This is a genomic window from Pseudomonas aestiva (assembly GCF_039908605.1).
Lineage (GTDB): Bacteria > Pseudomonadota > Gammaproteobacteria > Pseudomonadales > Pseudomonadaceae > Chryseomonas > Chryseomonas aestiva.
Genome location: NZ_CP150916.1, coordinates 318,840 through 338,711, shown reverse-complemented (window position 1 = coordinate 338,711; position 19,872 = coordinate 318,840). Strand labels below are relative to the sequence as shown.

The following is a 19,872-nucleotide window of genomic DNA, read 5'->3' as shown; positions in this document are numbered from 1 at the left end:
CAACAGTGAGCGGGTGCTAGGCCACGACCCTGGCCAGTTCCGGCACATCGCCGGACAGGCCCAGGGCGCGGCGGACGAACAGCGCCTTGGCTTCGAAGTGGCGATCGACCTGCTTGAGCGCGGCGTTGCGCAACCAGCGCAGCGGCAGGCGGTCGTCCTGGAACAGGCGCTGGAAGCCTTCCATCGCCGCCATCATCGCCAGGTTGTGCGGCATGCGGCGGCGCTCGTAGCGTTCCAGCACCCGCTGTTCGGCGATGGATTCACCGCGCGCCTGGGCATGGCGCAGTTCCTCGGCCAGCACCGCGGCATCGAGAAAGCCCAGGTTGACGCCCTGCCCGGCCAGCGGGTGGATGACGTGGGCGGCATCGCCGATCAAGGCCAGGCCAGGTTCCACATAGCGCTTGGCATGGCGCTGGCGCAGCGGGATGCACAGGCGCGTGTCGCTGCACTCCACCTTGCCCAGACGCTGCTCGAAGGCCTCGCCCAGGGCCTGGCAGAAGGCCGCGTCGTCCAGGGTCATCAGCCGCTCGCCCTGCTTGGGCGTGCAGGACCAGACGATGGAGCACCAGCGGGTATCGCCACAGCGGTCCAGCGGCAGGAAGGCCAGCGGGCCGTCGTCGGTGAATCTCTGCCAGGCGGTGCGCTGGTGCGATTCGGCGCAGCGCACGCTGGTGACGATGGCATGGTGCAGATAGTCCCACTCGCGGGTTTCCAGCCCGGCCAGGCGGCGTACGGCGGAGGTGGCGCCATCGGCGGCCACTACCAGGGGGGCGCGGATCTGGCGGTCACCGGCCAGTTGCACCAGCCACTGGTCGCCGGAGCGACGCAGCAACTCCAGGCGCGCCTCGGGCAGGAGTAGGACGTTGGCCTCGGCCAGGCGTTCGAGCAGGGCATCCTGCACCACGCGATTCTCGACGATATGGCCGAGCACCTCGGCATGCACGCTGGCGGCATCGAAATGCACGGCGCCGGTGCCGGAGCCGTCCCAGACGTGCATCGCCTGGTAGGGACTGACGCGGCGCGCGAGGATGCCGTCCCAGGCGCCGAGGCGTTGCAGGATGCGTTGACTGGCCAGCGACAGGGCGCTGACCCGGGGTTCGAAGGGCAGGTCGCTTTCGACCACGCCAGGGGTGAGCGGGCCGCGGTCGAGCAGCACCACCGACAGGCCGCTGTCGGCCAGGGCCAGGGCCAGGGCGCTGCCGACCATGCCGGCACCGACGATCACCAGATCCGCATGGGTCAGCATGCTCGTTTCTCCTCGCAGGTCAGGGACGGGTACCCAGGCCCATGGCCTGGCGGGCGAAGGCACTCTTGGCCGGCGGGCACAGCTCCAGGCCGACCAGGCCCAGGTTGCGTCCGGCACTGAGCCAGGGCCGGCTGTTGGAGAACAGCCGGGTGATGCGATCGGAAAAGCCGATGGTCAGCTGCTGGTCCAGGCGCTGGCGCTGCAGGTAGTCCTGCAGGGCGGCGAAGTCGCCGGGTGCCGCGGCGCTCTCCAGCAGGCACTCGGCCAGGCTGTCGACATCGCGCAGGGACAGGTTGAAGCCCTGGCCGGCGATGGGGTGCAGGCTGTGGGCGGCATTGCCCAGGACCACCAGGTGCGGGCGGATCTGCTCGTTGGCTTCCAGCAGGGTCAGGGGATAGGCATGGCGGGTGCCGACCTGGGTGAAGCTGCCCAGGCGATAGCCCACCGCCTGCTGCAATTCGGCGAGAAAGACGGCGTCGGGCGCCTGTTGCAGGCGCAACGCCTCGGCATCCGGCTGGGTCCAGACCAGGGCGCTGCGCTGACCCGGCAGGGGCAGCAGCGCCAGGGGGCCGTGGGGGGTGAAGCGCTCGAAGGCGCGACCACCATGACCCAGATTGGTCGAGACGTTGGCAATCAGTGCGGTCTGCTCGTAGACCGTTCGCCGCACCTCGATGCCGAGGGATTCGCGCAGCGCCGAGCGGCCGCCGTCGGCCAGTACCGCCAGGCCGCATTCGAGGATGTCGCCATCATCCAGCTCCAGGCGATAGCCATCGGCAACGGCGGTGAGCGTGCGCACCTCGGCCGGGCAGCGCCATTCCACGACCTCGTGATCCAGCGCCTGCCAGAGCACCTGGCCGATCCAGGCGTTCTCCACCACATAGCCCAGCGCCGGCAGATTCTCGTCGCGGGCGAGCAACTGGGTCACGCCGAAGCGGCCCTGGTCGGAAACCTGGATCTCGCGGATCGCCTCGGCGTGTTCGGCCAGGGCATCCCAGACGCCAAGGCGCTGGTAGATCAGCCGCGAGCCGTAGGACAGCGCCGAGGAGCGGGCATCGTAGCTGGGCTGATAGGTGTCGCCGGGGGCGAAGGGCTCCACCAGCAGGATGCGCCAGCCGCGCGCCTTGGCGCCGGCCTGCAGGGCCAGGGCCAGACTGGCACCCACCAGGCCGCCACCGATGATGGCGATATCAGGACGTTGCATGAGCGTTCTCCCGGCGGTCGCGCGCGGCCGCCATCAACCCTTCGATCTCCGCGGCCGCCTTGGGCAGGCCGGCGGTCAGCACCTCGCAACCACTGCGCGTCACCAGCACCTCGTCCTCGATGCGGATACCCAGGCCGCGCCATTTGCGCGGCACCTCGGCCTCCACCGGGATATACAGTCCGGGCTCCACGGTCAGCGCCATGCCCGGCTCCAGCATCCGCCACTGATCGCCGATGCGGTATTCGCCGACGTCATGGACATCCAGCCCCAGCCAGTGACCAGCACGGTGCATGTAGAACTGCCGACAGGCGCCCGTCTCGATCAGGTCGTCCAGTTCGCCCTGGAGCAGACCCAGCGCCAACAGCCCTTCGGTGATCACCCTGACCGTGGCTTCGTGGGGTTCGTTCCAGTGCCGCCCGGGCGCCACGCAGGCAATGGCGGCCTGGTTGGCGGCCAGCACGATGTCGTACAGCTGCCGCTGCTCCGGCGAGAAGCGGCCATTGACCGGAAAGGTACGGGTCACGTCGCTGGCATAGCACTCCAGTTCGCACCCGGCATCGATCAGCACCAGGTCGCCGTCGCGCAGGGGCGCATCGTTGGCCTGGTAGTGCATGACGCAGGCATTGGCCCCGGCGGCAACGATGGAGCCATAGGCCGCCAGTCGGGCCCCGCCCTGGCGGAAGCAGTAGTCCAGCTCGGCCTCCAGGTGATACTCGCGCAGCCCCGGTTGGCAGGCCTGCATGGCGCGCAGGTGGGCCGCACAGGTCAATTCGGCGGCGGCCTTGAGCAGGCGCACCTCGGCGGCCGACTTGTACAGCCGGCTGTCGTGCAGCAGGGTATCCAGCGCCAGCAGCTCCCGCGGCGGCGAGGCGCCCTGGTCGGCCTTGGCGCGGATCAGTTCGATCCAGTTGAGCAGTTGCCGCTCGAATTCCGGATGGGCGCCCATGGCGTAGTAGACCCGCTCGCGCCCTTCCAGCAGGCCGGGCAGGATGTCGTCCAGATCGCCGATGGGAAAGGCATCGTCCGCGCCATAGTCGGCCAGCGCCCCTTCCTGACCGGCGCGCCGGCCCTCCCAGCGTTCCAGCTCCGCGTCCCGCTCGCGGCAGAACAGCAGGTATTCACCGTGGGCCCGGCCGGGAATCAGCACGGCCAGGGCCTCGGGCTCGGGAAAACCGGTGAGGTACTGGAAGTCGCTGTCCTGGCGATAGGGCTGCTCGATGTCGCGATTGCGCAAGCACACCGGCGCGGCGGGCAGCAAAGCGATGCCGCCGTGGCCGATCTCGGCCATCAGGGCGCGGCGGCGACGGGCGAATTCGGCCTTGTGGATCCGCGGCATGGCCGCTCAGTGCACCACGGGCGCAGGTTCGGGGAGGGGGCCGCGCCCGTATTCGCCGTACAGCAGCAGCGGCGCCACACGCAGGTATTCGGTGACTTCCATGAAGTCGTTCTCGCCCTCTTCGCCTTCCTCGGCGGGTTCCTGGATCTGTGCAATGGCCGCCAGGTCCTCGAGCACCTCGCGCGCCTCGCCCGAGACCTCGCCGGTGCGCCCGGACAGTCCGAAACCGGCCAGGAAGCCCTGGCACCACTGGCCCAGGGCAGCGGTGCGCTCGGCGAGCGGCACCTCGTCCGGCGGCAGCATCAGCACCAGGGCCACCTGCTGGCCGGCGAATTCCTGCTGCACCATGCCCAGCAGCCCCGACAGTGCCGCCTGCAGACGCTCGCCCGGCGCGCCACCGAGCAGCTCGCTGGCCGCGGCCAGCCAGTCGTTCTCGTCGAAGCCCGCGCCCCCACAGACCCGCCCGAGCAGGTGACCGTGGAGTTCGGCAGGCGAGACCGGCAAAGCGGCCTCGGCGAGCAGGGTGGAGAAGGCGGCGTAGGCGGATGCTGAGCTGGACATGGCGTCGAGGGGAGGCGCTGGCTAGAATGAAGCCTTATCCTACGCGCTGACCCCGCCGGCGGCCAATCTCGTTGCACCCTTCTGGAGCTGTAGCCCTCATGCGCGAGTCTCGCGACACGCCCCTCGACGCCGATCTGGAAGCCCTCGGTGACCGTGTGGAGCGCCTGCTCCTGCGTCTTGAGGAATTGCAGCGGCAGAATCGACAACTGCGCCAGGGCGAGCGCAACTGGCGCCAGGAGCGCGCCGAGTTGATCGAAAAGAACGAATTGGCCAGATCGAAGGTCGAAGCGATGATTTTACGCCTGAAAGCTTTGGAGCAGGACTCATGAGCATCGAGACCGTGACCGTCCAGATAATGGAAAAGGAATATCGCATCAGCTGCCCGGCTGACGAGCGCGCCAACCTGGAGAGCACCGCTCGCTACCTGGACGGCAAGATGCGCGAGATCCGCGGCAGCGGCAAGGTCATCGGCGCCGACCGCGTGGCCGTGATGGCCGCCCTCAACATCACCCACGAACTGCTGCACCGCCAGGACGACGTCAGCCTGGAAGTCAGCAGCACTCGCGAGCGGGTCCGCGACCTGCTGGATCGCGTCGACCGGGCGCTGATCACCGAACACGACACCACTGCCTGACCGCCAGCCGAGGATCGGCGGGGGGGTTTGCATCCCGGCTCAGGGGCGTATACTGGAGGTCACTCTCTGGTGTGTGCGCCAGTCGGTCATGTCCCCGAGCCGATAAGCAACACCCCGGGGGTTGCTCGTAAGGCTGGTGTGCATGTCCGCTACGGCGGAAAGCCTAAAGGTCTACGACTTCTCCCACCTTGAACCAAGGGTTCAAGGGCTACACCGGCAGCGGCATTCCGGAGAGCTCATTTTTTTCCATGACCATCCCGCCTTCTCCCGATCTCAGCAGGCCCGCGCTACGCAAGCTTCTTCGCCAGCGACGTCGCGCCCTTACCCCTGTCCAGCAACGCCAGGCCGCCCGCCAGCTCTATCGGCAACTCGCCCAGCATCCGCTGTTTCGCCGTGCGCGACATATCGCCTTCTATCTGCCCAGCGATGGCGAGATCGATCCGCGTCCACTGCTCGAAGAAGCCCAGCGCCGCGGCAAGGCCACCTATCTGCCAGTGCTCTCGCGCTGGCCGCGGACGGCGATGATCTTTCAGCGGGTCGGTCGCGGCGAATCCTGGGTGCGCAATCGCTTCGGCATCGCCGAGCCGCGCCCGGATCGGCGCCTGGGTCGGCCGACCTGGGCCCTGGAGCTGATCCTGATGCCGCTGGTGGGCTTTGATCCCCAGGGCGGACGCCTGGGCATGGGCAAGGGCTTCTATGACCGCAACCTGGCCTACTTGGCGCGCCGGCGGCAATGGCACAGTCCGCAGCTGATCGGCTGCGCCCATGAATGTCAGAAGGTGGAGCGACTGGCACTGGCAGCCTGGGACGTGCCCATGGCGGCCGTGGTGAGCGATGGCGACTGGTACGCTCAGCGGATGGGAGAGACTTCCCGCGTCGGCTGAACGTCGCTGGCATAGCGGGCGTACTGCTGCTGGCTCTGGTGCTGTTCCCAGAAACTCTGGGTGTACCCGGTGGTGACCACGCCCAGGGTAAAGATCAGGACCAGCACCCATAACAGATCAGGTTTGCGTTTCATCGAGCTGGGCCACCCCCTTGCTGGCACCTTTGGGCAGGACAGGACGTCGCCCTGTTATGCTCAGCGCGTACGATCAGACTACATCCGGAATGGGCGGCATTCTGCGACAAGCGGTCGCCCCTTGCAATCGACCAGACCCTTTCCTGGAAGCTCCCGAGCCTCCATTCGTCAGGAGACGAACCGTGGCCTGCTGGCTGTTGAAATCCGAGCCCGATGAGTTCTCGCTAACCGACCTGGAACACCTGGGCCAGGCGCGCTGGGACGGGGTGCGCAATTACCAGGCGCGTAACTTCCTGCGCGCCATGGCATCCGACGAACTGTTCTTCTTTCATCATTCGAGTTGCGCCGAACCGGGCATCGCCGGCATCGGCCGCATCGTCGGCGCGGCCTTCGCGGACCCTACCGCCCTGGACCCTGAAAGCCCCTACCATGCGCCCAAGGCCAGCGCCGAAAACAACCCCTGGACGGCGCGCCAGGTCGCTTTCGTCGAGGCCTTTCCGCGGGTGCTGACCTTGCCGCGCCTGCGCCAGTTGCCGGCGCTCGCCGACTTCGCCCTGCTGCGCAAGGGCAACCGCCTCTCGGTGATGCCGGTCAGCCCGGCGGAGTGGACAGCGATCGTCGCCGCGGCGCGCGGCTGACCGCCGGCCTCAAGGCTGGATGATCAGGTTGTTGAACAGCAGGTCTTCCACCAGCGGCTTGCCCTCCTCCTGGGTGAGCACGCTCTGCACCTGCTTGAGCGCCTCCTGGCGCAGTTTCTCGCGGGCTTCCACGCCGGCCAGGGTTTCGTCGGTCTGCTGGGCGAAGAGCATCACCAGCTGATTGCGGATCAGCGGCTCGTGGAACTCCACCTTATCCTTGGCTTCCTTGCCGGTCATCATCAGGGCGATGTCGGCCTTGTAGTACTTGAGCTTGGGCCCGCTGCCATAGTTGCCGACCAGCGCCGGGGTCAGGTTGTAAAATTCGGTCTTGGGTGCCTCCCCTTCCTTCTTCTCTTCGTTCGCCCAGACATTGAAGGCCAGGCAGAAGGACAGCAAAACGGCAGCGACGGCTTTCACGGCGAATCCTCTAGAGGTGAATGGCTGCAGCATAGCCAGCGGGATTCAAGGGGTCACCTCGAACCTGAGGGTTCCGATCACCTGGCCGACGTCCGTCACCACTTGCACCTGCCAACGGCCGGTCACGTCGCCGGGGAAGTTCTGCTTGTGGGTCCAGGCGCGATAACCGGCCTCGCGACCGCCGCTGATATCCAGCGGAATCCGATCCACCTCCTGACCGGCATGGCGCCAGACATGGTAGATGCGCTCGTTCAGGCCGCGCGGCGCGTTGATGGCGGTGAAGGCATAGAGCCCCTGGGCGCGCAGCTGGGCACTGCTCAGGCTCTTCACCGCATCGCCGGGCTGGCGCTTGAGGCTGTCGAAGTTGGTGCTCATGCCCATGTCGGTCAGCCACAGGGTAGCCGGCGGCACCCAGGCGCGGCCCAGCCAGCCGAAGGCGCCGATGGCCAGGCACAGACCCAGCAATCCCAGCCAGCGCCAGCCCAGGCGTACCCGGAAGGCCACCGCCAGACTGGGAAAGGACAGCAGCACGGCGACGCCCAGGGCCAGTTCGTAGCTCTGGGTGGTGGTCAGGTGCAGGATGATCGGCAGGGCGGTGAGCAGCACCGCGAACAGCGTCAGGGTGTGGTAGCTGAGGAACACCCAGCGTCGCGGCGCCAGGGCCTTGTAGTAGAGCGGATCGATGATGGAGACCAGCGCGGCCGCGCCGATCAGCCCGGTGAACAGCGCCTGGCCGCTGTTCCAGGCCGTGGTGATGGCAAAGAACGGCAGGCAGAAGAACAGGCTTTCCTGGTGGATCAATTGGGTGGCGTAGCGCAGCAGCGGTGGCGGCAATTCCCAGCCGAAGCGCCGGCTGACCCAGCCCCGCAGCACGTTTTCCAGCATCAGCCAGACCCAGCTCGCCAGCATGATCACCGCCATCACCGGGGCGAAGCCCTTCTGCCGGTCCACCAGCAGGAAACTGCAGATCCCTGAAATGAAGCCGGCCAGGGCGATCAGCCGCGGATAGCGTTCGAACAGGGCGGTGGCCAGGTTCAGGGCGCGGGAGGACAGGACTTTCCAGGCAGGCATGACGACTCGTGAAAACGGCAGCAAAGACGCGCCACCCTAGGCGCGCAACCCGCACAGATCAAGGGGGAATCCTGGCGCTCGTTGCCATAGGGCGGAAAAGCCTATGCAGGCTGTAATATCATTGTAATATTCGAAAACGAACCTGGAATGTTCGCTTTCGATTAATACCTATAACAATACCGAGGCTCCCATGCTTGGAATCTTCGCCCCTGCGGCCCATCGCACGCCGCTGCCCGCCGATCGCATCGATCCCGTCTACCGCCGTCTCCGCTGGCAGATCTTCGCCGGGATCTTTATCGGCTATGCCGGCTACTACCTGCTGCGCAAGAACTTCTCGCTGGCCATGCCCTACCTGGTGGAGCAAGGCTACAGCCGGGGTGAACTGGGCGTGGCGCTGTCCGCGGTGGCCATCGCCTACGGCCTGTCCAAGTTCCTCATGGGCCTGGTCTCGGACCGCTCCAATCCGCGCTACTTCCTGCCCTTCGGGCTGGTAATGTCGGCGCTGGTAATGCTGCTGTTCGGATTCGCACCCTGGGCCACCTCCAGTGTCAGCATCATGTTCGTCCTGCTGTTCCTCAACGGCTGGTTCCAGGGCATGGGCTGGCCGCCCAGCGGTCGCACCATGGTGCACTGGTGGTCGCAGAAGGAGCGTGGCGGGGTGGTCTCGGTATGGAACGTCGCCCACAACGTCGGCGGCGGCCTGATCGGCCCGCTGTTCCTGCTCGGCCTGGCCTGGTTCAACGACTGGCACGCCGCCTTCTATGTCCCGGCTGTGGTGGCCCTGGCGGTGGCGGTCTTCGCCTTCATCGCCATGCGCGACACCCCGCAGTCCTGCGGCCTGCCATCGGTGGAACACTGGAAACAGGACTTCCCCGAGGGCTACAGCGAAGGCCACGAACGCGAATTCTCCACCAAGGAGATCTTCGTCGAGTACGTACTGAAGAATCGCCTGCTCTGGTACATCGCCCTGGCCAACGTCTTCGTCTATCTGCTGCGCTATGGCGTGCTGGACTGGGCCCCCACCTACCTCAAGGAAGCCAAGCACTTCTCGGTGGACAAGACCTCCTGGGCCTACTTCTTCTACGAGTGGGCCGGCATCCCCGGCACCCTGCTCTGCGGCTGGCTCTCGGACAAGCTGTTCCGCGGCAACCGCGGCGCCACCGGGGTGGTGTTCATGCTCGGCGTGCTGGTCGCCACCCTGGTCTACTGGCTCAACCCGGAAGGCAATCCCGGCATCGACCTGGCGGCCCTGGTATCCATCGGCTTCCTGATCTACGGACCGGTGATGCTGATCGGCCTGCAGGCGCTGGAACTGGTACCCAAGAAGGCCGCCGGCACCGCCGCGGGCTTTACCGGGCTGTTCGGCTACCTGGGTGGCTCGGTCGCGGCCAACGCCCTGGTCGGCTACACCGTGGACCACTTCGGCTGGGATGGCGGCTTCATGCTGCTGATCGGCTCCTGTGTCCTGGCCATCGTCTTCCTGGCGATGACCCTGAGACACACCGGCATGGTGGCCAAGTCGGCGCAGTAGCGCCGATTGCCCAGGGTGGATGACGGCACAGCCTCATCCACTCTGGGTCCTGGTCGAAAACGCTTTGTGCTTTTCGATCAATCGCGGCCATGGGCCGCTCCTACAGGTAGAGCTTACCCGTAGGAGCGGTCGCTACGGCGCACCGGCACGGCCGCGATAGGCTCACCCCCGCGGCGCGTAGGCGAAGACGTCGGCGCGCATCTGGTGCGCGTCCATGCCGGCTTCCACCAGGGCGTCCAGGGTGGCATAGACCATCGCCGGCGAGCCGCTGGCATAGACGTGCAGGCCGCTCAGATCGGCGAAATCCGCACGCACCACCTCGTGCAGCAGACCGCAGCGCCCTGCCCAGCCACAGGCGTCGCTCACCACCCGGTTCAGGGTGAGATTGGGCAGCTCCGCCCAGGCGCCCCAGGCCTCGATGGCATAGAAGTCGTCCGGCGTGCGCACGCCCCAGTAGAGGTGCACCGGATGGGCGAAGCCGCGGGTGCGGGCGTCTTCGATCAGGCTGTGCATCTGGGCCATGCCGGTCCCGGCGGCGATCAGTACCAGGGGACCTTCGGGCAGTTCGGCCAGGTGGGCGTCGCCATAGGGCAGCTCGACCTGGGCCATGCCCTTGCTTTCCAGCTGCGCCAGCAGCGCCTGGCTGCTGGCCTCGCGCGCCAGCACGTGCAATTCCAGCTCACGCCCCTGATGGGGCGCCGAGGCCAGGGAAAAGGCCGACTGCTTGCCGTCGTCGCGCTGGATCAGCAGGTACTGACCGGCATGATAGCGCGGCGGCCGCCCGGCTGGAGCACGCAGGCGCACCCGGCGGACATCGCCACCCACGTCGTCCAGGGCCACCACCTGGCAGGCCAGCTGGCGCACCGGCAATTCGCCAGGCGCCAGGACGCCGTCCCACTGCAGCAGGCAGTCGCTCAGGGGTACGGCCACGCAGACATAGATCTCGCCATGATCGACGGTCTGGCCATGCTGGGCGACCTGGCCCTCCACCAGCAGCGCGGCGCAGAGCTGGCAATTGCCGTTGCGGCAGCTGTGCGGCCCGCTGTAGCCGAGGCGCTGCGCGGCGGCCAGGATGGCCTCGCCGGGCTGGGTTTGCAGTACCGCACCCGAGGGCTGCAGGGTGACCTTCATCGTCGTCTCCGTTAGTCGATCCCGAGACTGGACCACATCTCGTCCACCCGTTTGACCACCGCTTCGTCCTTGACGATCGCCCGCCCCCACTCGCGAGTGGTTTCACCCGGCCACTTGTGGGTGGCATCCAGGCCCATCTTCGAGCCCAGGCCGGAGATCGGCGAGGCGAAGTCCAGGTAGTCGATGGGGGTGTTGTCGATCATCACGGTGTCGCGCTTGGGATCCATGCGCGTGGTCACGGCCCAGATGACGTCGTTCCAGTCGCGGGCATTGATGTCGTCGTCGGTGACGATCACGAACTTGGTGTACATGAACTGCCGCAGGAACGACCAGACGCCCAGCATCACCCGCTTGGCGTGGCCGGGGTACTGCTTCTTGATGGTCACCACCGCCATGCGGTAGGAGCAGCCTTCCGGCGGCAAGTAGAAGTCGACGATCTCCGGGAACTGCTTTTGCAGGATGGGCACGAAGACTTCGTTGAGCGCCACGCCGAGGATGGCAGGCTCGTCCGGCGGACGCCCGGTGTAGGTACTGTGATAGATGGGATCGCGGCGCCGGGTGATGCGCTCCACGGTAAAGACCGGGAAGGTATCGACCTCGTTGTAGTAGCCGGTGTGATCGCCATAGGGCCCTTCCGGCGCGGTCTCGCCCGGATGGATGACCCCTTCCAGCACGATCTCGGCACTGGCCGGCACCTGCAGGTCGTTGCCCACGCACTTGATCAGTTCGCTGCGACTGCCGCGCAGCAGGCCGGCAAAGGCATATTCGGACAGGGTGTCGGGTACCGGAGTGACCGCGCCGAGAATGGTGGCCGGATCGGCGCCCAGAGCCACGGCCACCGGATAGGGCTGGCCGGGATGCTTCTGGCACCACTCGCGGAAATCCAGGGCACCGCCCCGGTGACTCAGCCAGCGCATGATCAGCTTGTTGCGGCCGATGACCTGCTGGCGATAGATGCCGAGGTTCTGGCGTTCCTTGTTGGGCCCGCGGGTGACCGTCAGACCCCAGGTGATCAGCGGCGCCACGTCGCCCGGCCAGCAGTGCTGGATCGGCAACTTGCCCAGATCGACCGCCTCGCCCTCCTCGATCACCTCCTGGCAGGGCGCATCCTTGACCACCTTGGGCGCCATGCTGATGACCTTCTTGTAGATCGGCAGCTTCGACCAGGCGTCCTTGAGGCCCTTGGGCGGCTCGGGCTCCTTGAGGAAGGCCAGCAGCTTGCCGATCTCGCGCAAGGCGCCGACGTCCTCGGCGCCCATGCCCAGCGCCACACGCTGGGGCGTACCGAACAGGTTGCCCAGCACGGGCATGGAGAAGCCCACGGGATTCTCGAACAGCAACGCCGGGCCCTGCTTGCGCAGGGTCCGGTCGCAGATTTCGGTCATCTCGAGGATCGGCGAGACCGGGGCGGTCACGCGCTTCAGTTCACCACGCTGCTCCAGGCTGCGGATGAAGTCACGCAGATCTCGGTATTGCATGCGGCCTCTTGGCGCTGGGGAAAGTCTGGCAGTCTACCGCCTGAGTCGCGCATCGAGAAAGCACTGGCCCAGAAACGCCAAAGGCCGGGATTTCCCGGCCTTTGCATGCGACTGCGCCTTACTTGCTGCGCCTCATCGAATCGAAGAACTCGCTGTTGGTCTTGGTCTGACGCAACTTGTCGAGGAGGAATTCGATGCCGGCGATCTCGTCCATCGGATGCAGGATCTTGCGCAGGATCCACATGCGCGACAGCTCTTCCTCGTCGGTCAGCAACTCTTCGCGGCGGGTGCCGGACTTGTTGATGTTGATGGCCGGGAAGACGCGCTTCTCGGCGATCCGACGCTCCAGGGGCAGTTCCATGTTGCCGGTGCCCTTGAACTCCTCGTAGATCACCTCGTCCATCTTCGAGCCGGTTTCCACCAGCGCGGTAGCGATGATGGTCAGGCTGCCGCCTTCCTCGATATTACGGGCGGCGCCGAAGAAGCGCTTGGGCTTCTCCAGGGCATGGGCGTCGACACCACCGGTGAGCACCTTGCCGGAGCTGGGGATCACGGTGTTGAAGGCCCGCGCCAGACGGGTGATGGAATCCAGCAGGATGACCACGTCCTTCTTGTGCTCGACCAGGCGCTTGGCCTTTTCGATCACCATGTCGGCGACCTGCACGTGGCGGGTCGGCGGCTCGTCGAAGGTGGAGGCCACCACTTCACCACGCACGGTGCGCTGCATCTCGGTCACTTCCTCGGGACGCTCGTCGATGAGCAGCACGATGAGGTAGCACTCGGGATTGTTGCGGGTGATGTTGGCCGCGATGTTCTGCAGCATGATGGTCTTGCCGGCCTTGGGCGGCGCGACGATCAGCCCGCGCTGACCCTTGCCGATGGGGGCGCAGAGGTCGATGACCCGACCGGTGAGGTCTTCGGTGGAGCCGTTGCCGGCTTCCATGGTCAGGCGCTTGGTGGGGAACAGGGGCGTGAGGTTCTCGAACAGCACCTTGTTCTTGGCGTTTTCCGGACGGTCGAAGTTGATGGTGTCGACCTTGAGCAGCGCGAAATAGCGCTCGCCCTCTTTCGGCGGACGAATCTTGCCGATGATGGTGTCGCCGGTACGCAGGTTGAAGCGGCGGATCTGGCTGGGGGAGACATAGATGTCGTCGGGACCGGCCAGGTAGGAGGAGTCGGCGCTACGCAGGAAGCCGAAGCCGTCCTGCAGGATCTCCAGCACGCCATCCCCGGAAATCTCGTCGCCACCCTTGGCGTGCTTTTTAAGCAGCGCAAAGATGATGTCCTGCTTGCGGGACCGGGCCATGTTTTCCAAGCCCGCGGCATCCGCCATTTCCAACAGTTCCGTGATGGGCTTTTGCTTGAGTTCGGTCAGATTCATAGACGTATGTTGACGTGAGAAGAGGCGAAGGAGGGATTCGAGCTGAGCGGCCGGATGCGAGATTAGCTTCGCGGGATGCGTTCTGAAGAGGAGAACTGACGGCTACAGCAGATGAGAAGACGGCCCGCTGATGGGGTCGTGGCTGGAATCTAGCACCTGCATGGGTACTCGTCCAGCCGTCCGGGCATAAAAAAGCCCCGCATGGCGGGGCTTTCGACTGGCTGCCTCAGACGTTGGCGTCGAGGAAGGCGGCCAGTTGCGACTTGGACAGGGCGCCGACCTTGGTGGCCTCGACCGCGCCATTCTTGAACAGCATCAGGGTCGGGATGCCACGCACGCCGTACTTCGGCGGGGTGTCCTGGTTTTCATCGATGTTCAGTTTGCAGACCTTGAGCTTGCCCTGGTAGTCCTTGGCGATCTCGTCCAGAACCGGCGCAATCATCTTGCACGGACCGCACCATTCGGCCCAGTAGTCGACCAGCACGGGGCTGTCGGACTTCAGCACGTCCTGCTCGAAGCTGGCGTCGCTGACGTTGGTGATGTATTCGCTCATTGACTCTCTCCGAATTCGGGTGCGACTTGAAGTATGGCCATGATAGCCCTGCCGCCGTCACTTCGAAAGCATTCGAACATTGATGGTGGCTATGACCGGCATTGATGGCAGAGGTGGTTCACGATCCGGCAAACGGGCGACAAGGCCTGAGAAAGCGGAGTTGAGCTGCATTTTCGAAGCCTTTGCAACCCTGGTCGATCATCGTTCCACCGATCGTGGATCGCTGTTTAGACAGCAGGAACCGTGAAAGGGGTTCCACTGCGCAGGGCCGCATTGCGGATATGTTCGCGCATGGCCTTTTGCGCCGCCGCGGGCGAGCGGCGGCTCAGGGCCCTGAGGATGCGCCGGTGTTCCTGCCAGGTTTCCAGGGCCCGCTCGGGGCGCACGAAGGGCAGCTTCTGGCTCTCGTGGAAGCGTTCGGGGCTGCTGGTGATCACCGCCAGCATGGCCGGGTTGTCCGCGGCCAGCAGCAGCTGGCGATGGAAGTCGAAGTCCAGCACGGCCGCCTTTTCCAGCTCGTTGGCCCGCAGCGCCCGGTGCAGGGCGGCCAGATTGACCTCCAGGCGATCCAGGTCGGCGGGCCCCAGGGTGACGGCGGCCAGCCCGGCGGCGAAGCCTTCCAGGGCGAATCTCAGCTGGAAGACATGGGCGGCCGTCACCTCGTCGGCGAAGGGCCAGTGTCCGTCCACCGTACCCGTCGCCGCCTGCACATAGACGCCGCGCCCGGGCTGGACACTGACCAGGCCCAGGGCGCTCAGGGTGGACAGCGCCTCGCGCAGGGAGGCACGACTCACCCCCAGCCGTTCGGCCAGCTCACGCTGCGCGGGCAGGGCCGCGCCGGGGGCATAGCCTTCGGTCTCGATCAGTCGGCGAATGGCGTCGACGGCATATTGGGGTACGGCGCGGGTGGCAGCGAGGGGCATGGCGTGGTCGGGCCAGTCAGTCCGGGAGCTTGCCTTTTATGCCCAATTTCCAGGGACTTCAAGTGCGGCCCCAAGGCGGAGCACGCCGCTATAACCGCGCACCAAAGCGGCTCACGGCAAGCGCCAGCGCAGGTAGCTGTCCCACGCAACTGTTCAGACCAGTAAGACCAATCCTCAAGCCTGACGGCCCTTGCGCCCCTCTGGCAGGCGGCTGGCACATGAAATGCACTGGGCAGAGCCATCCCAACCTGCTTCCGGAGTCTCGTCATGCTCAAGCGCTGGACCGCCCTCTCCCTGCTCGCCCTGGGCCTGACCGCCCTGCACACCTCCGCCCAGGCCGACCAACTGGCCGATATCCAGCAGCGCGGCGTGCTCAAGGTCGCCGTGCCACAGGACTTCCCGCCCTTCGGTTCAATCGGACCCGATCTCAAACCGCGCGGCCTGGATATCGACACCGCGCAACTGATGGCGGACAAGCTGAACGTGAAGCTGGAAGTCACCCCGGTCAACAGCACCAACCGCATTCCCTTCCTGACCACCGGCAAGGTGGACCTGGTCATCTCCAGCCTGGGCAAGAATCCCGACCGGGAAAAGGTCATCGACTTCAGCAAGCCCTATGCGCCCTTCTATCTCGGCGTCTTCGGTCCCAAGGATGCCGCCATCAGCACACCCGAGCAGCTGGCCGGCAAGGTGATCTCGGTTACCCGCGGCTCCATTGAAGACCTGGCGCTCACCGATGTGGCGCCGAAGGACAGCGTGATCAAGCGCTTCGAGGACAACAATTCCACCATCGCCGCCTACCTGGCCGGGCAGTCCGAGCTGATCGCCAGCGGCAGCGTGGTGATGAAGGTGATCGGCGCGCGCAACCCGGCCAAGGAACCGGTGCTCAAGGTCAAGCTCAAGGACTCGCCGGTGTACGTGGGCATCAACAAGAACGAGCCGGCGCTCAAGGACAAGGTCGATGCCATTATCGATGCAGCCCGCGCCGACGGCACCCTGAGCAAGAACTCCGAAAAATGGCTGGGCGATCCCCTGCCGGCCGCTCTCTGAGGATCGACGCGCCATGGCGTATCAGTTCGACTTCCAGCCCGTGCTCGCGCAGAGCGACCTGCTGCTCAAGGGAGCGCTCTACACCCTTGAGCTGACGGTGATCGGTGGCTTCTTCGGCATCCTCATCGGCATCGTCGGTGCCACCTGCCGCGCCTGGCGCCTGAAGCCCTTCGCCCAGGCTTTCGGGGTCTACGTCGAGCTGATCCGCAATACGCCCTTCCTGATCCAGCTGTTCTTCATCTTCTTCGGCCTGCCCTCCATCGGGGTGCGGATCGAAGCCGGCCAGGCGGCGGTGCTGGCCATGGTCATCAACCTCGGCGCCTATTCCACCGAGATCATCCGCGCCGGCATCCAGGCGATACCGCGGGGCCAGCTGGAAGCGGCGGCGGCCCTGGCCATGACCCGCTTCGAAACCCTGCGCTACGTGATCCTGCGTCCGGCCCTGGCCAAGGTCTGGCCGGCGCTGTCGAGCCAGCTGGTGATCGTGATGCTGGGCTCGGCGGTGTGCTCGCAGATTTCCACCGAGGAGCTGACCTTTGCCGCCAACTTCATCCAGTCGCGCAACTTCCGCGCCTTCGAAACCTATCTGCTGACCACCCTCATCTATCTGCTCATGGCCATTGGCGTGCGTCAGGCGCTGCACTGGCTGGGCGTCTTCTTCATCGTCAGGAGGCGTTGATGGACTTCACTCTCGCCGACATCCTGCGCAGCCTGGCCAGCGGCCTCGGCCTGACTCTGGTGCTGTCGCTGGCGGCCTTCCTCTTTGGCGGCCTGGCCAGCGCACTGGTCCTGCTGGCGCGCAACTCGACGCTCCGGCCGCTACGCCTGCTGGCGCGCGGCTACATCGAGCTGTTCCAGGGCACCCCGCTGCTGATGCAACTGTTCCTGACCTTCTTCGGCCTGTCGCTGCTGGGTCTGGAAGTCCCCGCCTGGCTGGCCGCCGGCCTGGCCCTGACCCTGTTCACCAGTGCCTATCTCGCCGAGATCTGGCGGGGCTGCGTCGAAGCCATTCCCCACGGTCAGTGGGAAGCCTCGGAAAGCCTGGCGATGAGCCGCTTCGAGCAGTTGCGCCACGTGATCCTGCCGCAGGCCCTGCGCATCGCCGTGGCGCCCACCGTGGGCTTCTCGGTGCAGGTGGTCAAGGGTACCGCGGTGACCTCCATCATCGGCTTCACCGAGCTGACCAAGATCGGCGGCATGCTCGCCAATGCCACCTTCCAGCCCTTCACCGTCTACGGCCTCGCGGCCCTGGGCTATTTCATCCTCTGTTATCCGCTGTCGCTGGCCGCACGCTGGCTGGAAAGGAGACTGCATGCCGCTGCTTAGAGTGACCGCCCTGCACAAACACTATGGCAACCACCATGTGCTCAAGGGCATCGACCTGACCGTCGAGGAAGGCCAGGTAGTGGCCATCATCGGCAAGAGCGGTTCGGGCAAGAGCACCCTGCTGCGCACCCTGAACGGTCTGGAATCCATCAACGACGGCGTCATCGAGGTGGACGGCGAATACCTGGACGCCGCCCGGGTCAATCTCCGCTCGCTGCGGCAGAAGGTCGGCATGGTCTTCCAGCAGTTCAACCTCTTTCCGCACCTGACCGTGGGCGAGAACGTGATGCTGGCGCCCCAGGTGGTCAAGAAGACCAGCAAGGACGAGGCCCGCGCCCTGGCGCGGCAGATGCTTGATCGGGTCGGCCTGGCGGAGAAATTCGACAGCTATCCGGACCGCCTCTCCGGCGGTCAGCAGCAGCGGGTAGCCATCGCCCGCGCCCTGGCCATGTCGCCCAAGGTGCTGCTGTGCGACGAAATCACCTCGGCGCTGGATCCTGAGCTGGTCAACGAGGTGCTGGCGGTGGTCAAGCAGCTGGCCCGCGAGGGCATGACGCTGATCATGGTCACCCACGAGATGAGATTCGCCCGCGAGGTCGGCGACAAGCTGGTGTTCATGCACCAGGGCAAGGTCCACGAAAGCGGTCCTCCCCAGGAGCTGTTCGCCCACCCGCAGACACCGGAACTGGCCCAGTTCATCGGCCAGGTGGCTTCCTGAGGCGGAAAAACCCTATTTTTTCTGCCACTTTGCGCAACCGTAACCGCTGTGCGCTTGAAGCCGTCACCGGCTAGCTGGCACGATGGCGCGGTTTATCGCCGAGAGCCTCCAGATGCAGCCTTCGCCAGCCGAACCCCACGAACTGATCGCCGCCATCGACCTGGGCTCGAACAGCTTTCACATCGTCCGGGCGCGCCATTCCCACGGGGAGATCCGCATCCTTGAGCGACTGGGCGAAAAGATCCAGCTGGCCGCCGGCCTGGACGAGTCGCGTCTGCTCAGCGAAGAGGCCATCCAGCGCGGCCTGGACTGCCTGCGCCGCTTCGCCCAGCTGATCGCCGGCATGCCGCGCGGCGCCGTGCGGGTGGTGGGCACCAACGCCCTGCGCGAAGCGCGCAACCGCGGCGAATTCATCCAGCGCGCCGAAGCCGTGCTCGGCCATGCGGTCGAGGTCATCTCCGGTCGCGAAGAAGCCCGCCTCATCTATCTGGGCGTGTCCCACTCCATGCCCGATGTGCCCGGACGCCGCCTGGTGACCGACATCGGCGGGGGCAGCACCGAATTCATCATCGGCCAGCGCTTCGAGACCCTGCAGCGCGAGAGCCTGCAGATGGGTTGCGTCAGCTTCACCAAGAGATTCTTCGCTGACGGCAAGATCACCGCCGCCCAGTACGCGCGCGCCTACACCGCTGCCCGCCTGGAACTGATGAACATCGACCAGGGCCTGCGCGAGATGGGCTGGCACCAGGCCCTGGGCGCTTCCGGCACCATCCGCGCGGTGGCCCTGGCGATCCAGGCCGCCGGCCGCGGCAATGGCGAGATCACCCCGGATGGCATCGAGTGGCTCAAGCGCAAGCTGCTCAAGCAGGGCGACATCAACCTGCTCAACATCGACGGCGTGAAGCCGGATCGACGCGCCATCCTGCCGGGCGGCCTGGCCATCCTCGAAGCCCTGTTCAAGGCCCTGGAGCTGCAGGAGATGCACCTCTCCGAAGGCGCCCTGCGCGAAGGCGTGCTCTACGACATGATCGGCCGGCACAGCCACGAGGACGTCCGCGAGCGTACCCTCAACGCCCTGGCCGAGCGCTACCACGTCGATCAGCGCCATGCCGAACGGGTGGAAAAGCGCGCCCTGAAGTCCCTGGCACAGGTCGCCGAGGCCTGGGCCCTGACCGACGAGAATCATGCCGAACTGCTGCGCTGGGCGGCGCGCCTGCACGGCGTCGGCCTGGACATCGCCCACTACCAGTACCACAAGCATGGCGCCTACCTGATCGAGCACTCGGACCTGCCCGGTTTCTCCCGCCGCGACCAGCAGGCCCTGGCGCTGCTGGTACGCGGCCATCGCCGCAACATTCCCTTGGAGCGCCTGCAGGAGCTGGGCGCGGAAGGCGAGCCGCTGCTGCGCCTGACGCTGCTGCTGCGCTACGCCATCCTCTTCCACCACATCCGCCACAAGAGCATTCCGGATGTCCAGCTCAGCGCCGGCGAGCGCAGTCTGGACGTGCAATTCCCCGATGGCTGGCTGGCGGAGAACCCCCTGACCCAGGCCGACTTCGAGCAGGAGGCGCAGTGGCTGGAGCGGGTGGGATACAGGTTGAGCGTGCGCTGATTTTTCGTAGGTTGGGCTGAGCGGGAGCGAAGCCCAACTGTTGCATG

At 66.0% G+C, this 19,872-nt stretch carries 22 protein-coding genes and 1 other RNA gene; 11 read left to right on the top strand and 12 right to left on the bottom strand.

What is annotated here, in order from left to right:
* Positions 1–16 precede the first annotated feature (16 nt).
* Genes AABM56_RS01595 through AABM56_RS01580 form a run of 4 tightly spaced genes read right to left on the bottom strand, consistent with a single transcriptional unit; the run spans position 17 to position 4,344 of the window.
* Complete coding sequence (locus tag AABM56_RS01595) at positions 17–1,246, bottom strand: 2-octaprenyl-3-methyl-6-methoxy-1,4-benzoquinol hydroxylase (protein ID WP_347883801.1); 1,230 nt, start codon at positions 1,244–1,246, stop codon at positions 17–19.
* A gap of 19 nt (positions 1,247–1,265) precedes the next feature.
* Positions 1,266–2,447, bottom strand: coding sequence for a 2-octaprenyl-6-methoxyphenyl hydroxylase (ubiH, locus tag AABM56_RS01590; protein WP_187980910.1), 1,182 nt, complete (start codon positions 2,445–2,447; stop codon positions 1,266–1,268).
* Positions 2,434–3,783, bottom strand: a complete 1,350-nt coding sequence (gene pepP, locus AABM56_RS01585) for a Xaa-Pro aminopeptidase (RefSeq protein ID WP_263259093.1) — start codon at positions 3,781–3,783, stop codon at positions 2,434–2,436. Before pepP ends, ubiH begins: the two co-directional genes overlap by 14 nt.
* 6 nt (positions 3,784–3,789) lie before the next feature.
* Positions 3,790–4,344, bottom strand: a complete 555-nt coding sequence (locus tag AABM56_RS01580; RefSeq protein ID WP_133860478.1) for a UPF0149 family protein — start codon at positions 4,342–4,344, stop codon at positions 3,790–3,792.
* A gap of 98 nt (positions 4,345–4,442) precedes the next feature.
* On the opposite strand from AABM56_RS01580, the gene AABM56_RS01575 reads away from it, so the two are divergent.
* The 4 genes from AABM56_RS01575 to AABM56_RS01560 all read left to right on the top strand — a co-directional run bounded on the left by AABM56_RS01575 (position 4,443) and on the right by AABM56_RS01560 (position 5,862).
* On the top strand, positions 4,443–4,673 hold the full coding sequence (locus AABM56_RS01575) for a TIGR02449 family protein (RefSeq protein ID WP_007161334.1): 231 nt from the start codon (positions 4,443–4,445) through the stop codon (positions 4,671–4,673).
* The gene (locus AABM56_RS01570; RefSeq protein ID WP_133860477.1) at positions 4,670–4,978 is read left to right on the top strand and encodes a cell division protein ZapA; all 309 of its coding nucleotides are present in this window, start codon (positions 4,670–4,672) and stop codon (positions 4,976–4,978) included. The genes AABM56_RS01575 and AABM56_RS01570 overlap by 4 nt, the downstream gene beginning before the upstream one ends.
* Positions 4,979–5,038: 60 nt before the next feature.
* Positions 5,039–5,216: non-coding RNA, 6S RNA (gene ssrS / locus AABM56_RS01565), on the top strand.
* Positions 5,217–5,232: 16 nt separating this feature from the next.
* A complete protein-coding gene (locus AABM56_RS01560; protein WP_263259109.1) occupies positions 5,233–5,862 on the top strand; it encodes a 5-formyltetrahydrofolate cyclo-ligase in 630 nt (209 codons plus the stop codon).
* Here the strand turns inward: AABM56_RS01560 and AABM56_RS01555 are convergent.
* Positions 5,829–5,996: a hypothetical protein gene (locus AABM56_RS01555; RefSeq protein WP_166655883.1), complete on the bottom strand. Its 168-nt coding sequence runs from the start codon at positions 5,994–5,996 to the stop codon at positions 5,829–5,831. The genes AABM56_RS01560 and AABM56_RS01555 overlap by 34 nt on opposite strands.
* A gap of 182 nt (positions 5,997–6,178) precedes the next feature.
* Here AABM56_RS01555 and AABM56_RS01550 point away from each other — a divergent pair, with 182 nt between their 5' ends.
* A complete protein-coding gene (locus AABM56_RS01550; protein WP_133860475.1) occupies positions 6,179–6,634 on the top strand; it encodes an EVE domain-containing protein in 456 nt (151 codons plus the stop codon).
* A 9-nt stretch (positions 6,635–6,643) separates the two neighbouring features.
* On the opposite strand, the gene AABM56_RS01545 is transcribed toward AABM56_RS01550, so the two are convergent.
* Together AABM56_RS01545 and AABM56_RS01540 are read right to left on the bottom strand one after the other, a co-directional pair.
* Entirely contained in the window at positions 6,644–7,051 is a 408-nt protein-coding gene (locus AABM56_RS01545; RefSeq protein WP_133860474.1) for a flagellar basal body-associated protein FliL, read from the bottom strand.
* Between the two features lie 45 nt (positions 7,052–7,096).
* Entirely contained in the window at positions 7,097–8,122 is a 1,026-nt protein-coding gene (locus AABM56_RS01540) for a DUF5924 family protein (protein ID WP_133860473.1), read from the bottom strand.
* A gap of 190 nt (positions 8,123–8,312) precedes the next feature.
* Here AABM56_RS01540 and glpT point away from each other — a divergent pair, with 190 nt between their 5' ends.
* Positions 8,313–9,653: a glycerol-3-phosphate transporter gene (glpT, locus tag AABM56_RS01535; RefSeq protein WP_133860472.1), complete on the top strand. Its 1,341-nt coding sequence runs from the start codon at positions 8,313–8,315 to the stop codon at positions 9,651–9,653.
* Between the two features lie 162 nt (positions 9,654–9,815).
* On the opposite strand, the gene AABM56_RS01530 is transcribed toward glpT, so the two are convergent.
* The 5 genes from AABM56_RS01530 to AABM56_RS01510 all read right to left on the bottom strand — a co-directional run bounded on the left by AABM56_RS01530 (position 9,816) and on the right by AABM56_RS01510 (position 15,119).
* Entirely contained in the window at positions 9,816–10,784 is a 969-nt protein-coding gene (locus AABM56_RS01530; protein WP_133860471.1) for a CDP-6-deoxy-delta-3,4-glucoseen reductase, read from the bottom strand.
* An 11-nt stretch (positions 10,785–10,795) separates the two neighbouring features.
* Positions 10,796–12,262 carry a 4-hydroxy-3-polyprenylbenzoate decarboxylase gene (gene ubiD, locus AABM56_RS01525; protein WP_187980904.1) on the bottom strand — a complete coding sequence of 489 codons (1,467 nt, stop codon included), beginning with the start codon at positions 12,260–12,262 and terminating at the stop codon, positions 10,796–10,798.
* A gap of 118 nt (positions 12,263–12,380) precedes the next feature.
* A complete protein-coding gene (gene rho / locus AABM56_RS01520) occupies positions 12,381–13,643 on the bottom strand; it encodes a transcription termination factor Rho (protein ID WP_133860469.1) in 1,263 nt (420 codons plus the stop codon).
* Positions 13,644–13,869: 226 nt separating this feature from the next.
* Positions 13,870–14,196 carry a thioredoxin TrxA gene (trxA, locus tag AABM56_RS01515; protein ID WP_017639417.1) on the bottom strand — a complete coding sequence of 109 codons (327 nt, stop codon included), beginning with the start codon at positions 14,194–14,196 and terminating at the stop codon, positions 13,870–13,872.
* A gap of 227 nt (positions 14,197–14,423) precedes the next feature.
* Entirely contained in the window at positions 14,424–15,119 is a 696-nt protein-coding gene (locus AABM56_RS01510) for a FadR/GntR family transcriptional regulator (RefSeq protein ID WP_133860468.1), read from the bottom strand.
* Positions 15,120–15,386: 267 nt separating this feature from the next.
* Here AABM56_RS01510 and AABM56_RS01505 point away from each other — a divergent pair, with 267 nt between their 5' ends.
* The 5 genes from AABM56_RS01505 to ppx all read left to right on the top strand — a co-directional run bounded on the left by AABM56_RS01505 (position 15,387) and on the right by ppx (position 19,825).
* Complete coding sequence (locus AABM56_RS01505) at positions 15,387–16,169, top strand: transporter substrate-binding domain-containing protein (RefSeq protein WP_133860467.1); 783 nt, start codon at positions 15,387–15,389, stop codon at positions 16,167–16,169.
* Between the two features lie 13 nt (positions 16,170–16,182).
* Positions 16,183–16,848: an amino acid ABC transporter permease gene (locus tag AABM56_RS01500; protein WP_133860466.1), complete on the top strand. Its 666-nt coding sequence runs from the start codon at positions 16,183–16,185 to the stop codon at positions 16,846–16,848.
* Entirely contained in the window at positions 16,845–17,495 is a 651-nt protein-coding gene (locus AABM56_RS01495; protein WP_178083884.1) for an amino acid ABC transporter permease, read from the top strand. The genes AABM56_RS01500 and AABM56_RS01495 overlap by 4 nt, the downstream gene beginning before the upstream one ends.
* Complete coding sequence (locus AABM56_RS01490) at positions 17,482–18,213, top strand: amino acid ABC transporter ATP-binding protein (RefSeq protein WP_133860464.1); 732 nt, start codon at positions 17,482–17,484, stop codon at positions 18,211–18,213. The genes AABM56_RS01495 and AABM56_RS01490 overlap by 14 nt, the downstream gene beginning before the upstream one ends.
* A 112-nt stretch (positions 18,214–18,325) precedes the next feature.
* On the top strand, positions 18,326–19,825 hold the full coding sequence (ppx, locus tag AABM56_RS01485) for an exopolyphosphatase (protein WP_133860463.1): 1,500 nt from the start codon (positions 18,326–18,328) through the stop codon (positions 19,823–19,825).
* Positions 19,826–19,872 lie beyond the last annotated feature (47 nt).

Excerpts from the sequence above, each read along its gene's own strand:
- pepP (WP_263259093.1), bottom strand. The coding sequence starts at position 3,783 with ATGCCGCGGATCCACAAGGCCGAATTCGCCCGTCGCCGCCGCGCCCTG.
- AABM56_RS01580 (WP_133860478.1), bottom strand. The coding sequence starts at position 4,344 with ATGTCCAGCTCAGCATCCGCCTACGCCGCCTTCTCCACCCTGCTCGCC.
- AABM56_RS01510 (WP_133860468.1), bottom strand. The coding sequence starts at position 15,119 with ATGCCCCTCGCTGCCACCCGCGCCGTACCCCAATATGCCGTCGACGCC.
- AABM56_RS01595 (WP_347883801.1), bottom strand. The coding sequence starts at position 1,246 with ATGCTGACCCATGCGGATCTGGTGATCGTCGGTGCCGGCATGGTCGGC.
- ppx (WP_133860463.1), top strand. The coding sequence starts at position 18,326 with ATGCAGCCTTCGCCAGCCGAACCCCACGAACTGATCGCCGCCATCGAC.
- AABM56_RS01570 (WP_133860477.1), top strand. The coding sequence starts at position 4,670 with ATGAGCATCGAGACCGTGACCGTCCAGATAATGGAAAAGGAATATCGC.
- AABM56_RS01540 (WP_133860473.1), bottom strand. The coding sequence starts at position 8,122 with ATGCCTGCCTGGAAAGTCCTGTCCTCCCGCGCCCTGAACCTGGCCACC.
- ubiD (WP_187980904.1), bottom strand. The coding sequence starts at position 12,262 with ATGCAATACCGAGATCTGCGTGACTTCATCCGCAGCCTGGAGCAGCGT.
- glpT (WP_133860472.1), top strand. The coding sequence starts at position 8,313 with ATGCTTGGAATCTTCGCCCCTGCGGCCCATCGCACGCCGCTGCCCGCC.
- AABM56_RS01505 (WP_133860467.1), top strand. The coding sequence starts at position 15,387 with ATGCTCAAGCGCTGGACCGCCCTCTCCCTGCTCGCCCTGGGCCTGACC.
- AABM56_RS01490 (WP_133860464.1), top strand. The coding sequence starts at position 17,482 with ATGCCGCTGCTTAGAGTGACCGCCCTGCACAAACACTATGGCAACCAC.
- rho (WP_133860469.1), bottom strand. The coding sequence starts at position 13,643 with ATGAATCTGACCGAACTCAAGCAAAAGCCCATCACGGAACTGTTGGAA.
- AABM56_RS01575 (WP_007161334.1), top strand. The coding sequence starts at position 4,443 with ATGCGCGAGTCTCGCGACACGCCCCTCGACGCCGATCTGGAAGCCCTC.
- AABM56_RS01555 (WP_166655883.1), bottom strand. The coding sequence starts at position 5,996 with ATGAAACGCAAACCTGATCTGTTATGGGTGCTGGTCCTGATCTTTACC.
- AABM56_RS01500 (WP_133860466.1), top strand. The coding sequence starts at position 16,183 with ATGGCGTATCAGTTCGACTTCCAGCCCGTGCTCGCGCAGAGCGACCTG.
- trxA (WP_017639417.1), bottom strand. The coding sequence starts at position 14,196 with ATGAGCGAATACATCACCAACGTCAGCGACGCCAGCTTCGAGCAGGAC.
- ubiH (WP_187980910.1), bottom strand. The coding sequence starts at position 2,447 with ATGCAACGTCCTGATATCGCCATCATCGGTGGCGGCCTGGTGGGTGCC.
- AABM56_RS01530 (WP_133860471.1), bottom strand. The coding sequence starts at position 10,784 with ATGAAGGTCACCCTGCAGCCCTCGGGTGCGGTACTGCAAACCCAGCCC.